The sequence below is a fragment of the Pseudoxanthomonas daejeonensis genome, assembly GCF_022637495.1.
GTDB lineage: Bacteria > Pseudomonadota > Gammaproteobacteria > Xanthomonadales > Xanthomonadaceae > Pseudoxanthomonas > Pseudoxanthomonas daejeonensis.
Genome location: NZ_CP093331.1, coordinates 1428706 through 1441514 on the forward strand (window position 1 = coordinate 1428706; position 12809 = coordinate 1441514).

The 12809-nt window shown below is 69.2% G+C and carries 11 protein-coding genes; 9 read left to right on the forward strand and 2 right to left on the reverse strand.

The window, feature by feature from the left end; all coding sequences use genetic code 11:
• The first annotated feature begins 148 nt into the window (after window positions 1-148).
• Window positions 149-1759, forward strand: a complete 1611-nt coding sequence (locus tag MNQ95_RS06465; protein WP_241954163.1) for a family 43 glycosylhydrolase — start codon at window positions 149-151, stop codon at window positions 1757-1759.
• Between the two features lie 16 nt (window positions 1760-1775).
• Window positions 1776-3020: a sialidase family protein gene (locus MNQ95_RS06470; RefSeq protein WP_241954164.1), complete on the forward strand. Its 1245-nt coding sequence runs from the start codon at window positions 1776-1778 to the stop codon at window positions 3018-3020.
• A 144-nt stretch (window positions 3021-3164) separates the two neighbouring features.
• Here MNQ95_RS06470 and MNQ95_RS06475 read toward each other — a convergent pair whose 3' ends face one another.
• On the reverse strand, window positions 3165-4802 hold the full coding sequence (locus tag MNQ95_RS06475; RefSeq protein WP_241954165.1) for a carboxylesterase/lipase family protein: 1638 nt from the start codon (window positions 4800-4802) through the stop codon (window positions 3165-3167).
• 2 nt (window positions 4803-4804) lie between these two features.
• On the reverse strand, window positions 4805-5827 hold the full coding sequence (locus MNQ95_RS06480; protein WP_425605714.1) for an alpha/beta hydrolase: 1023 nt from the start codon (window positions 5825-5827) through the stop codon (window positions 4805-4807).
• 181 nt (window positions 5828-6008) lie between these two features.
• On the opposite strand from MNQ95_RS06480, the gene MNQ95_RS06485 reads away from it, so the two are divergent.
• From MNQ95_RS06485 to kduD, 7 genes are all read left to right on the forward strand, one after another.
• Window positions 6009-6821, forward strand: coding sequence for a 2-keto-4-pentenoate hydratase (locus tag MNQ95_RS06485; protein ID WP_241954373.1), 813 nt, complete (start codon window positions 6009-6011; stop codon window positions 6819-6821).
• Window positions 6818-7843 carry a TRAP transporter substrate-binding protein gene (locus MNQ95_RS06490; protein ID WP_425605715.1) on the forward strand — a complete coding sequence of 342 codons (1026 nt, stop codon included), beginning with the start codon at window positions 6818-6820 and terminating at the stop codon, window positions 7841-7843. Before MNQ95_RS06485 ends, MNQ95_RS06490 begins: the two co-directional genes overlap by 4 nt.
• 9 nt (window positions 7844-7852) lie before the next feature.
• Window positions 7853-8398: a TRAP transporter small permease gene (locus MNQ95_RS06495; RefSeq protein ID WP_241954166.1), complete on the forward strand. Its 546-nt coding sequence runs from the start codon at window positions 7853-7855 to the stop codon at window positions 8396-8398.
• Window positions 8398-9678, forward strand: coding sequence for a TRAP transporter large permease (locus tag MNQ95_RS06500; RefSeq protein WP_241954167.1), 1281 nt, complete (start codon window positions 8398-8400; stop codon window positions 9676-9678). Before MNQ95_RS06495 ends, MNQ95_RS06500 begins: the two co-directional genes overlap by 1 nt.
• An 88-nt stretch (window positions 9679-9766) precedes the next feature.
• Entirely contained in the window at window positions 9767-10825 is a 1059-nt protein-coding gene (locus tag MNQ95_RS06505) for a LacI family DNA-binding transcriptional regulator (protein ID WP_162408178.1), read from the forward strand.
• Window positions 10826-10969: 144 nt separating this feature from the next.
• A complete protein-coding gene (gene kduI, locus MNQ95_RS06510; protein WP_241954168.1) occupies window positions 10970-11818 on the forward strand; it encodes a 5-dehydro-4-deoxy-D-glucuronate isomerase in 849 nt (282 codons plus the stop codon).
• 147 nt (window positions 11819-11965) lie between these two features.
• Window positions 11966-12724 carry a 2-dehydro-3-deoxy-D-gluconate 5-dehydrogenase KduD gene (gene kduD, locus MNQ95_RS06515; protein ID WP_241954169.1) on the forward strand — a complete coding sequence of 253 codons (759 nt, stop codon included), beginning with the start codon at window positions 11966-11968 and terminating at the stop codon, window positions 12722-12724.
• The last annotated feature ends 85 nt before the right edge of the window (window positions 12725-12809 follow it).

The following is a 12809-nucleotide window of genomic DNA, read 5'->3' on the forward strand; positions in this document are numbered from 1 at the left end:
CACTTTAGCCGCGCCCGCGCCGCGCACCGTGTTGCGGCGCAGGATGCCGGTAGCGCATGGGGTCTGCTACGGTCGACTGACCATCGGTGTCATCCGCGGTTTTTCGCGACTTCGCACCGCCTCCCCCGCGCCCGCCCAAGGACCAGACATGGCCCTCCGTCCATTTCATTCCCTACTGTTCCTCACACTGCCGCTGCTCGCGACCCTCGCACTGGCGCCCATCGCCGGCGCGGTCGATGCCGCCAGCCCGTGGAAGCGTGGCATCGAGCACCAGCGCCAGGCCGACCTCGGCGACGGCACCTTCCTCAACCCGGTGTTCGCCGGCGACCGGCCCGACCCGTCGGTGCTCAAGGACAGCGACGACTATTACCTGACCTCGTCCTCGTTCGACGCTTATCCCGGCCTGCCGATCTGGCACTCACGCGACCTGGTGAACTGGCAGCCGCTCGGCCACGCGATCACGAAGAACGTCGGATCGATCTGGGCGCCGGACATCATCAGGCATGGGGACCGCTACTACATCTACTTCCCCGCCCGCACCGGCGGCACCGAGGGCGTCACCCGGAGCAACTACGTGGTCTGGGCCGACGACATCCGCGGCCCGTGGAGCGAGCCGGTCAACATCGGCCTGGGCAAGTACATCGACCCGGGCCACGCGGTCGGCGAAGACGGCAAGCGCTACCTGTTCCTGTCCGGGGGCGACTACGTGCAGCTGGCCGACGACGGCCTGAGCGTGGTCGGGGAACCGAAGCACGTGTATGACGGCTGGAAGTATCCCGAAAGCTGGGACGTGGAGGGCTACGCGCAGGAAGGCCCGAAGATCAACAAGCGCGGGGACTGGTACTACATGACCACCGCGGTCGGCGGCACCGCCGGCCCGCCGACCGGGCACATGGTGATCACCGCGCGCTCCAGGTCGATCCATGGCCCGTGGGAGAACTCGCCGCACAACCCGATCGTGCGCACCGTCGACCGCAGCGAGCCGTGGTGGTCGCGCGGACACGCCACCGTGATCGAAGGTACCGACGGCCGCTGGTGGACGATGTACCACGGCTACGAGAACGGCTACTGGACGCTGGGCCGGCAGGCGCTGCTTGAACCGATCGAGTGGACCGACGATGGCTGGTTCGTGGCCGGGGGCGGTGACCTCGGACAGCCGCTGAAGAAGCCGGGCGGGGAGTCGGTGGGCCAGCACGGCATGGCGCTGTCGGACACGTTCGACGGCAAGCGACTGGGACACCAATGGTCCTTCTTCAATCCCGCGCAGGACGAGTACCGGCGCCTGTCGTTCGGCAGCGGCACGATGAGCGTGCAGGGCAAGGGCAAGACGCCGCGCGACAGCTCGCCGCTGACCGTGATCGCCGGCGACAAGGCCTACCAGTTCGAAGTGGAGATGGAGATCGAACCGGGTGCGATCGGCGGCGCGCTGCTGTTCTACAGCGACCGCCTGTACGTGGGCGTGGGCAGCAATGGCGAGAAGTTCGTCATGCACCGCTACGGCCAGGAACGCCCGAGCAACGGACTGGCCGCGGGCAAGGGCGGCAAGCTGTGGCTGCGGGTGACCAACAACCAGCACATCGTCACCTTCCATACCAGCACCGACGGCAAGACCTGGGAGAAGTACCCGGTGCAGATGGAAGTGTCCGGCTACCACCACAACGTCGCCGGCCAGTTCCTGGCGCTGAAGCCGGCGATCTATGCCGCCGGCGAAGGCAAGGTGCACTTCCGCGACTTCAGGTATCGCGCGCTCGACTACTGAGCGCGGCCACAGCTACGTGACTCGCCTCTTGCCCGCCATCGCGTTCGCCATCGCGGCTGCGGCCGCGATGATCCCTGCCGCGCAAGCCGGGTACCCGACCTCCGTGGAGGCCGCGCCGTACTCGCTGGCACCCGGGCTGTTCGAGCCGGCTTCGCCGGACCTGGGCCTGCGCCGCGCGCCGGGCACCGAGGACATCACGGTGTTCGCGCCTGCCGCCGGGGAGGGACTGTTCAACAACGGCGCGGTGCTGGTCGGGTTCAAGGGCCGGCTGTACGCGCAGTGGCAGAACTCGGCGCGCGACGAGGATTCGCCCGACACGCGCGTGCTCGCCAGCCACAGCGACGACGGCATCCACTGGAGCGCGCCGCAGGTCCTGGTGGCGGCCGGCAGCGGCGACACGATGTATTCCAACGGTGGCTGGTGGAGCGATGGCCAGACGCTGGTTGCCTATCTCAACGTCTGGCCAACCGGCTTCCAGTCGGGCGATGGCGGCTGGACCGAGTACATGCTCAGCCGCGATGGCGCGTCCTGGTCGGCGCCACAGCGCGTGCTCGGCGCGGACGGTGCGCCGGTCGAGGGCATCATCGAACAGGATCCGCATGCCCTGGCCGGTGGCCGCGTCATCACCGCGTTCCATACCCGGCCGGGGATGATCGTCGCGCCGTTCTTCACCGACGATCCGCTCGGCATCAGCGGCTGGCAGCGCGGCGCGATGGCCAACCTGCCGCACGAGGGCCGGGTCAGCCGCGAGCTGGAACCGAGCCTGTTCCTGCGCCGTGATGACGACGGCGCGGAGTGCGCGGTGATGGTGTTCCGCGACCAGGCCAGCAGCTTCCGGCAACTGGCCAGCGAAAGCTGCGATCGCGGCGAGCACTGGACGACGCCCGCGCTGACCGCGATGCCCGACGCCCGGGCCAAGCAGAGCGCCGGCAACCTGCCCGATGGCACGGCGTTCCTGGTCAACGCGCCCAACATCGATCGCGTGCGCATCCCGCTGGCGGTGGCGCTGTCGAACGACGGCGAATGCTTCGATCGCGCCTTCCTGCTGCGCGGACGGCGCGACCTGCCCGCACTGCGCCACGAGGGTCGCTACAAGCGACCTGGATACCACTATCCCAAGAGCGTGGTCTGGAGCGGCTTCCTCTACGTGGCCTACGCCATCAACAAGGAAGACATCGCGCTCACCCGCGTACCGGTGTCGTCCTTGCAGGATGGAGCCAGGCGAGGCGCCGACTGCAGCGGCAGCATTTCAGCCCCGTAGGAGCGGGCATGACCGCGACACCGACACCGTCGGCAGAGGCGTAAGCGGCGTCGCGAGTCCCACGCCCGTGTCGCGGTCATGCCCGCTCCCACAGGAGGCAACACGCACTGCGCGCACATGCCGAACCCAGCGTCGCGCTGGCGCCTACATCGTCCCGCGCTGCACGAACGGTGCCTGCTGCCAGAACCGGCGCTCGCCACCCCGCGGGTCGTCCGCCAGCGTCGCTGGCACGTCGAACAGCAGCGTCTGCCGCCGCGCCATCGTGTACGGCTCCCAGCGCGCGAGGCCGGCGTGGTTGGGATCGCCATGCCGGGCCAACGCCAGCAGGGCATCGCTCATGCGGTCGGCCAGTGCCTGCGCATCGGCGCCGTCTCCGGTACGCGAACCCGGCTGGCGCACGTTGTCGAAAACCAGCGGGATATCGAGCGTGTGGAAGGCGCGGAACTTCCCTTCGTCCAGCGGCGAACCCCAGTCCAGCTGGTACGCCCAGGTCGGTGCGGCCCCGGCCGGCTGGCGTGCGCGCGCCTCGAGCTCTTCCACCGCGCCACGCCAGGAGCGGCCGGCGGTGGTCGCGGCGAAGAACACTTCCGACGGCGTGTACTGCGGATAGAGGCGGCGGTACTCCTCCACCACCAGGTCGCTGCGGATATCGACGAACTGCTGCCGCTCCAGCCGCGCCGGCAGCTCGTCCCAGGTCAGCGCGAAGTTCTTCGCGTCGTTGCCCAGGAAGGCGCGGGTCTCGTCGCGGGTGTTGCCGATCACCATCGGGATCGCCATCGACTGCGCCGGCGCGTCGGGCCAGAACGGATGCCGTGGTACCACTTCACCGTCCATCACCGGGCCGAAGTACAGGCGCGTGTCCTCCACGCGCGAGAAGTCGCGCACCATGGTCGCCTCCAGGAGCTGCGCCGCCGGCAGCGCGCGCAGCCGTGCGATCGCGTCGGGCGCGGCCGGATCAAGGCCCAGCGTGGCGATGAACAGCTGCGCGCGTTGGGTCGCCGCACGCGGCCCGGCCGCGGTGACCTGCTGCCCGCTCATCGTCCAGGCGCGATGGAACAGCCCGCGCGCAGCCGGCATCGCCATCAGCGTGGCGATCTTGGCGCCGCCGCCGGACTGGCCGAACACGGTGACATTGGCCGGGTCGCCACCGAAGCCGGCGATGTTGTCGCGCACCCATTGCAGCGCCAGCACCAGGTCGAGCTGGCCCGCATTACCCGACGCCCCGAGTCCGCTCCCGGCGACCTGGCCGAGGTGGAGGTAGCCGAAGGCGTTGAGGCGGTGGTTCACGGTGACCACGACCACGTCGCCGCGTTGGCACAGGCGCGTGCCGTCGTAAAGCGGATTGCTGCCCGAACCGGTGTCGTAGCCGCCGCCGTGGATGTAGAACAGCACCGGTCGCTTGCCGCCGTCGCGCAGGGCGGGCGTCCAGACGTTGAGGAACAGGCAGTCCTCGCTGCCCGGACCGTCATTGCCCCGCTGCGGTGCAGAGTCGCCGAAGGCCAGCGCCGTGGCGACGCCGTTCCATGCGTGCGGCGCGCGCGGCGCCTGGAAGCGCGTAGTCGAGGTGTCCGCGCCGTAGCGGATGCCCCTGAACACATGCAGGCCTTGCTCGCGCGCGCCGCGCACGCGTCCGGCGCGGGTGGCGGCGACGGTCGTGGCTTCGCCGGCGGCGAACGCGACCGGCGCCATGCCCGCCAGCGCGAGCCCGGCGCCTGCCACCTGCAGCAGGCGGCGACGTCGCGGGTCCAAGGGCAGGGCTTCGTCGGGGGAAAGGTCGGTCATGCTCACTCCTGGAGAGGCGCCGCCGGCAGCGGCGCGTGGGCGCGGATCCATGCGATAGCCAGCTGCGGCCAGAGCGCCAGGGTTCCACGTGCCTCGCGCACGCCGAAGCCATGCCCGCCATGTGCGTAGAGGTGGGTTTCGTGTTCGATGCCGGCACGGCGCAGGGCGGCTTCGAATAGCAGCGTGTTTTCCACCGGCACTACCGCGTCGTCCTGCGCATGCAGGAGGAAGACCGGCGGGGTCTTCGCGTCGACGCGGTGCTGCAGCGAGTAGGCGGCTACCGACCTGGCCTCGGGCGCGTCGCCCAGCAATTTCTGTCGTGAGCCGGGGTGGGCAAGCGCGCCCATGTCGATCACCGGATAGACCAGCACCGCATACGCCGGCCGCGCCTCCAGCGCATCGGCCGCGTCGACCGGCGCATGGAGGCGCTCGGCATGCCGCGTGGCCAGGCTCGCAGCCACGTGGCCGCCGGCCGAGAAGCCCATCACGCCGAGGCTGTCGGCATCGATGCCCCAATCGCCCGCATGCCGGCGGATCAGTCGCATCGCCCGCTGCGCGTCAGCCAGCGGCACGTCGCGCGCTTCGCGATGACCCTCGCCCGGCAGCCGGTAACGCAGCACGAACAGGGTCAGCCCGGCGTCTTCCGCGAAAGCCGGCACCAGGGCGCTGCCCTCCTTGTCCAGGACCACGCGCTGGTAGCCGCCACCGGGGATGACCAGCAGGGCACGTCCATCCGGGCGGGTCGGGCGGTAGACGGTGAGGGACGGCACGCTGATCGCGTCGGCATAGCGGTCGGGCAGGGCCGGGTCGGCGCTGCGTTCGACCACGCGCTGGTCCAGCGCCAGTCCCTCGGTGCCGGGCGGCGTCGAAGGCCACAGCGGCACCTCGACCGGAGCTGCCGACCAGGCCGGTGCCGCCGCCGACAGAGCCAGAAGCAGCACCACCCCGACAACCCCGGACAACGGCCTGCATACCCCGCGACGGGCAGCGGGAAGGAGCTCGAATTGGCGGTAAAGCGCGGACATGGAACCCCCGTCAGGATGTTGCATTGCAGCGTGCAGTGGCGCATTGACGCAGTGCACATTGCGGCATGACACCGGTTTACCATATACAGCTTCCACGGCCGCTGTCGATCCGCGGCGCAACACGCAAAACGCACATTTCCCGGGAGACACCTTGAGCACGCTTACAGGCCATCAGGACGATATGCCGGCTTCGCCGGAGCTGTCCGCCATCGCGGACAGTTTCGTCGCCGCCCGGCGCAAGGGCGCCTCGCTGGAGGGCTTCCCCGGCAGCATCCCGGACGACCTGGTCACCGCATATCGGGTCCAGGATCTGGCCATCGCCCAGTGGCCCGACCAGGTGGTCGGCTGGAAAGTCGGCTACATCGCCGAGGAGCGCCGCGACCTCTCCGGGGACGAGCGCCTGCTCGGTCCGGTCTTCGCCCGCCAGCTCTGGAATGCTACCGGTAGCAGTACGCCGATTCCGGTGTTCGTCGGCGGTTTCGGCGCGGTCGAGGCCGAGTACGTCCTGCGCCTGGACGCTGACGCCCCGGCCGGCAAGCTCGACTGGACCCCGGCCGAAGCCGCGGCCCTGCCGGCGACCCTGTACATCGGCGTCGAGGTGGCCAGCAGCCCGCTGGCGACGATCAACCAGCTTGGCCCGCGCGTGGTCGTATCCGATTTCGGCAACAACAACGGCCTGATCCTGGGCGCGGAAGTGCCGGACTGGACCGCGCGCGACGAGTCGTCGCTGCTGGCCGAGACCTTCATCGAGGACGCCAGCGTCGGCACCGGTGGCGCGACGCGCCTGCCGGGCGGCCTGCGCGCGGCTTTCGCCTTCGCCCTGTCGCGTTCGGCCAGGCGCGGGCGCCCGCTCAAGGCCGGCGAGTACGTCGCCACCGGCAACGCCACCGGCATCCACGACATCGCCGCCGGGCAGCGTGCCCGCGTCGTGTTCCAGGGGCATGGCACGCTCGACTGCCACGCCGTGCCCGCCAGCGAGGAGAACCCCGCATGACCACCGGCCTGACCCGGCGCCGCCTGCTGCTGGGCGGCGCCAGCGCCGCCTGTGCGCTGCCGCTGGCCATGGGCAACCGTGCCTTCGCCAGCTCGGACAAGATCGACGGCGCCGGCCACCGCGTCCTGACCGCCAGCGACGTGCATGTCACCGACTACCCGACGGTGGAAGCCGTTCGCTGGATCGGGCAGACGCTCGAGCGCGAGACCGGCGGCCGGCTGAAGATCCGCCTCTACCACTCCGGCCAGCTCGGCCGCGAGGCCGAGGCGATCGACATGGCCCGCTACGGCGTCATCGACATCACCCGCGTGTTCTCCGGCGCGCTGAACAACGCGTTCCCGCTGACCCAGGCGCTGTGCCTGCCGTACGTGTTCGACTCGATCGACCACATGCGCCGGGTGATCGACGGCGACGTCGGCGACGAGGTGCTGCGCAGCTTCGAGACCCGCGACCTGGTCGGCCTGGCGATCTACGACTCCGGCGCGCGCTGCTTCTACAACACCAAGCACCCGATCGTGGAGCCCAAAGACCTGCACGGCATGAAGATGCGCGTGGCGGCCTCGGACATCTTCATCAAGCTGGTCCGCCTGCTCGGCGCCAATCCGACGCCGATGTCGCTGGGCGAGACGTTCTCGGCGATGGAGACGCACATGATCGACGGCGCCGAGAACAACATGCGCAGCTTCCACTCCAGCCGCCACTTCGAGGCGGCCCGGTACTGGTCGGAGACGCGCCACTCCTACGCCCCCGACGTGCTGATCATGTCGCGCGAGAGCTTCCTCTCGCTGACCCCGTCCGACCGCGAGCTGCTGGTGCGCGTGGCGCGCGATTCGGTGCCGGTGATGCGCGCCAAGTGGGACGAATCCGAAGGCGTGGCCCGCAAGGCCGTGCTCGAGTACGGGATCAAGACCAACGACGTCGACCTGCCGGCATTCCACAAGGCGGCCCAGCCGCTGCTGGACGAATACCACCAGAAGCCCGACATCGAAGCCCTCTACCGTCGCATCCGCGACCTCGCCTGAACCGGACCCATGACCGAGACCGCAAACAACGTCCCGGCCAGCGCCGCACAACGCGTGCTGGACCGCATCGCAGGCGCCGTCATCGCCGTAGCCGCCATCGCCCTGCTCGGGCTGGTGGTGGTGCAGGCCTGGCAGGTGTTCACCCGCTACGTGCTCAACGACTCACCCAGCTGGACCGAGCCGGTCACGCTGCTGCTGCTGGCCACCGCGATGAGCCTGGGCGCTGCCGCCGGCGTGCACACGCGTCGCCACTTCGGGTTCTTCCTGCTGCACGACCATGTCCGGCCGGCGATCCGCCGCGCCATCGACGTGGTGGTCGCGCTCATTGTTGCCTGCATCGGCGTGGTGATCGCGTACTGGGCTGCGATCCTGCTGCTTGACGGGATCGACATCCGCATCGCGGGCGCCAGCCTGCCGCAGAGCATCAACTACCTGCCCCTGTCGGTGGGTGGCGTACTGATGTCGCTGTTCGCGATCAACCAGCTGGTGCTCTCGCTTGCGCCACACCCGGCCGTCGCGACATCGCAGCCGGCACCGCAGGACGGAGACCTCTGATGGCCATCGCGTTGTTGTTCCTCGTATTTGCAATCCTGCTGGTCATCGGCGTGCCGGTCGCATTCGCCCTGGCGGCCGCTTCGCTGGCCGCGTTGCTCTACCTTGACCTGCCGTCGGTAGTGATGGTCCAGCAGATTTCCGCCGGCACCGGCTCTGCGTCGCTGATCGCGATTCCGCTTTTCATCTTCGCCGGCGAGATCATGATGCGCGGCGGCATCTCCGAGCGCCTGATCTCTCTGGCCTCTTCGCTGGTCGGGCGCATGCGTGGCGGCCTGGGTCAGGTCTCGATCCTGTCGTCGCTGTTCTTCGGCGGCGTGTCCGGCTCGGCGATCGCCGACGTCTCGGCGGTCGGCGGCACGATGATCCCGCAGATGGTCAAGCGCGGCTACGACCGCGACTTCGCCGTCAACGTGAGCATCACCGCCGCGCTGGTCGCCCTGCTCGTGCCGCCGTCGCACAACCTGATCCTGTTCTCCGCCGCGGCCGGCGGTGGATTGTCGATCGCTCGCCTGTTCGCCGCCGGAATCATGCCCGCGCTGCTGATGACCGCCGCCCTGATGCTCACCGGATACGTGGTCGCCCGCCACCGCGGCTACGGCACCGAGCCGTTCCCGGGCTGGCGCGCGGTGCTGGTGCGGCTGGTTTCGGCGCTGCCGGGCCTGGGCCTGGTCGCGCTGATCTTCGTCGGCATCCGCGCCGGCATCTTCACCGCGGTGGAATCGGCGGCCATCGCCGTGGTCTACGCGTTGCTGGTCACCGTGGTCCTGTACCGCCAGCTGCGCCTGCGCGAGTTCCGGGAAACGGTGGTGCATGCCGCGCGCAGCACCGGCGTGATCCTGTTCGTGATCGCAACCGCGGCGGTGTTCGGCTGGCTGCTCGCCTACCTGCAGGTCCCGGCGGCGGCGGTCGAGTTCCTGCAGTCGTTTGCGCACGACAAGTTCATGGTCCTGCTGATGATCATCATCATGCTTCTGCTGCTGGGCACCTTCATGGACTTGGCGCCGATGATCCTGATCTGCACGCCGATCTTCCTGCCGGTAGCCAAGGCCTACGGCATCGACCCGATCCACTTCGGCCTGGTGCTGGTGCTGACCGGCGGCATCGGCCTGGTGACCCCGCCAGTGGGCTCGGTGCTGTTCATCGGCACGGCCATCGGCAAGATCACCATCGCCCAGAGCATGCGCACCATCTGGCCCTTCTGGCTGGCCGGCCTGTGCGTGCTGCTGGTCGTGGCCTTCTTCCCCCAGGTTTCGCTCTGGCTGCCGGACCTGCTGGCCTGAGCCCGGCCCGCGTCCGCCACTGCGGCGGACGCAGCCGCCAGGTCCCGGCTCCGGCTAGAATCGACCGATCCTTCCGCTGAACGCCCCCATGCCCGCGCGCGCTCCCTCCGCCACACCTGCCTCTGGCCGGCTGCCCTCCGGCAAGACCGCCACCATCAACGACATCGCCCGGCTGGCAGGCGTCTCGAAGAAGACCGTCTCGCGGATCATCAACCACTCGCCGCTGGTCCGTAAGGACACCCGGGAGAAGGTCGAGTCGCTGATGCGCGAGGTCGGCTACGTGCCCGATCCGCTGGCGCGCGGCCTGGCTTTCCGCCGTTCGTTCCTGATCGGCATGGTCTACGACAACCCCACCGCCCAGTACATCGTCGACATGCAGTACGGCGCGCTGGACGCGCTGCGCGAGTCGGGCTTCGAACTGGTCGTGCATCCCTGCGACACGCGCAGCCCCGGTTACATCGATGGCGTGCGCCGCTTCGTCCAGCAGCAGAAGCTGCATGGCGTGATGCTGATCCCGCGCGCATCCGAAGACCAGAACCTGGCCGACATGCTGGCGGAGATGAGCTGCCGCTATACGCGCATCGTCCCGGTCGGCTTCGAGGATACCGACGGCCGCATGATCGTCACCCACGACCGCGACGGCGCGGCCGAGGCAGCCGACTACCTGCTGACCCTGGGCCACCGCGACATCGCCCTGATTACCGGTCCGCTGGCCTACCGTTCGGCGATCGAGCGCACGGCGGGGTTCGTGGATACCCTGGCCAAGCGCGGCATCGAGGTGCCGAAGTCGCGGATCATCGAAGCCAGCTACACCTTCGAATCCGGCGTGGCCGCGGCCGAGAAGCTGCTGGCCGGGAAAGACCGGCCGACCGCGATCTTCTGCGGCAACGACGAAATGGCGGCCGGCGTCTACAAGGTCGCCATGCGTGCCGGGATCAACATCCCGCGCGACCTGTCGGTAATCGGCTACGACGACAGCCCGCTGGCGGCCCGCCTGTGGCCGTCGTTGACCTCGGTGCGACGCCAGACCCGCGACACCGGCCGGATCGCCGCGACCATGCTGATCCGCACCGACAACGCGCCGTTGCCGGTGGCCAGCGTGCGCCCGCACCTCATCGTCCGCGACTCCTGCCAGCCTCCCGCCTGACCCCTGCCGCCCGTGCGCAGCAGCGCCGGGCGGATTTGCCGCACCGCGGAATGACACCGGTTACCGTCCTTGGCTAGAATGGCACCCCAATGCACAAACCACGCCCCGCCAACGCGGGGTGCGCACCACCCGAGGAGCCCCACGATGTACCAGAAGACCTATTACGCGACCCATCCCGGCGTCATGCAGGGCGCAAGCAACGACGAACTGCGCGACCTGTATCAGATCGGCGACCTGTTCGCCGCCGACGAAGTGCGGCTGAACTACACGCACTACGAGCGCTTCGTGATCGGTGGCGCCGCCCCGGTGGGCAAGTCGGTGTCGCTGCCCAAGCAGACCGAGCCGGCCTCGGCCGCGGGCAAGCCCTTCCTGGAACGCCGCGAGCTGGGCGTGATCAACGTCGGCAACGGCGCCGGCACGGTCACCGTGGACGGCACCGCCTATACGCTCGGTCCGAAGGACGGCCTGTACGTGGCGATGGGCAGCGAGGACGTGAGCTTCGCCTCGGCCGATGCCGCCAATCCGGCCAAGTTCTACCTGACCTCGACCCCGGCGCACGCGCGCTTCGAGACCAAGCAGCTGTCGATCAAGGACGCGGTGGCGCTGGAGCGCGGCGCGCTGGAGACCAGCAACGAACGCACCATCTACCAGTTCATCGTGCCGGCCACCTGCCAGTCCTCGCAGCTGCTGCTGGGCCTGACCGTGCTCAAGCCGGGCAGCGTGTGGAACACCATGCCCCCGCACCTGCACGATCGCCGCAGCGAGGTCTATTTCTACTTCGACCTCGGCGCCAACGACCGCGTCTACCACTTCATGGGCCAGCCGGACCAGCAGCGCCACATCGTCATGCAGAACGACGAGGCGGTGGTCTCGCCGCCGTGGTCGATCCACATGGGTTCGGGCACCAGCAACTACGCCTTCATCTGGGCGATGGGTGGCGAGAACCTGGACTACACCGACATGAACGTGCTGGACATCTGCCAGCTGAAGTGAGGCGGCGCGCCGCCGGCACCGGCGGAGACGCTGCACGTAGAGCGGGGCGTGCCCCGCTTGCTCCACCACAACGCGCCGGGTGATCGAGAGCCCGGCTTCCCAGAATGTGTCCAGCGGGGCGAGCCCCGCTCTACGAAGGAACCGCTCATGGCAAGCAATCCGTTCAGCCTGGAAGGCAAGGTCGCGCTGGTCACCGGCGCCAATACCGGCCTGGGCCAGGGCATCGCGCTGGCACTGGCCGCCGCCGGCGCCGACATCGCCGCCGCCGGCATCGTCCCGGCCGAAGAAACCGGCGAGAAGGTCAAGGCGCTGGGCCGCCGCTTCCTCAACGTCGATGCCAACCTGATCAGCATCGAACCGGTCGAGCGCATCGTCGCCGAGACCGTCGCCGGCCTCGGTGGCCTGGACATCCTGGTCAACAACGCCGGCCTGATCCGTCGCGCCGACGCGGTCGATTTCAGCGAGAAGGACTGGGACGACGTCATGAACGTCAACATCAAGTCCGCGTTCTTCATGTCGCAGGCCGCCGGCAGGCACTTCATCGCCCAGGGCCACGGCAAGATCATCAATATCGCTTCGATGCTCTCGTTCCAGGGCGGAATCCGCGTGCCGTCGTATACCGCCTCCAAGAGCGGCATCGCCGGCATCACCCGCCTGCTGGCCAACGAGTGGGCCGCCAAGGGCATCAACGTCAACGCGATCGCGCCGGGCTACATGGCCACCGACAACACCGCCCAGCTGCGCGCCGACGAAGACCGCAACAAGGCGATCCTGGACCGGATCCCGGCCTCGCGCTGGGGCGAACCGGCCGACCTGGGCGGTACCGCCGTATTCCTGTCGAGCACCGCGTCGGACTACGTCAACGGCGCCGTGATCCCGGTCGACGGCGGCTGGCTGGCGCGCTGAACCCCGCGTCGGGATGCGCTTCGGCCGCGGATGCGCGTCCGTCGTGCCGCCGGATGCACTCTCTCCGCATCCGCGGCCGGAGCCA

What these genes read in the sequence shown, in the direction of transcription:
- MNQ95_RS06465 (WP_241954163.1), top strand. Translation starts at nt 149, where the DNA reads ATGGCCCTCCGTCCATTTCATTCCCTACTGTTCCTCACACTGCCGCTG.
- MNQ95_RS06475 (WP_241954165.1), bottom strand. Translation starts at nt 4,802, where the DNA reads ATGACCGACCTTTCCCCCGACGAAGCCCTGCCCTTGGACCCGCGACGT.
- MNQ95_RS06480 (WP_425605714.1), bottom strand. Translation starts at nt 5,827, where the DNA reads ATGTCCGCGCTTTACCGCCAATTCGAGCTCCTTCCCGCTGCCCGTCGC.
- MNQ95_RS06485 (WP_241954373.1), top strand. Translation starts at nt 6,009, where the DNA reads ATGCCGGCTTCGCCGGAGCTGTCCGCCATCGCGGACAGTTTCGTCGCC.
- MNQ95_RS06490 (WP_425605715.1), top strand. Translation starts at nt 6,818, where the DNA reads ATGACCACCGGCCTGACCCGGCGCCGCCTGCTGCTGGGCGGCGCCAGC.
- MNQ95_RS06495 (WP_241954166.1), top strand. Translation starts at nt 7,853, where the DNA reads ATGACCGAGACCGCAAACAACGTCCCGGCCAGCGCCGCACAACGCGTG.
- MNQ95_RS06500 (WP_241954167.1), top strand. Translation starts at nt 8,398, where the DNA reads ATGGCCATCGCGTTGTTGTTCCTCGTATTTGCAATCCTGCTGGTCATC.
- MNQ95_RS06505 (WP_162408178.1), top strand. Translation starts at nt 9,767, where the DNA reads ATGCCCGCGCGCGCTCCCTCCGCCACACCTGCCTCTGGCCGGCTGCCC.
- kduI (WP_241954168.1), top strand. Translation starts at nt 10,970, where the DNA reads ATGTACCAGAAGACCTATTACGCGACCCATCCCGGCGTCATGCAGGGC.
- kduD (WP_241954169.1), top strand. Translation starts at nt 11,966, where the DNA reads ATGGCAAGCAATCCGTTCAGCCTGGAAGGCAAGGTCGCGCTGGTCACC.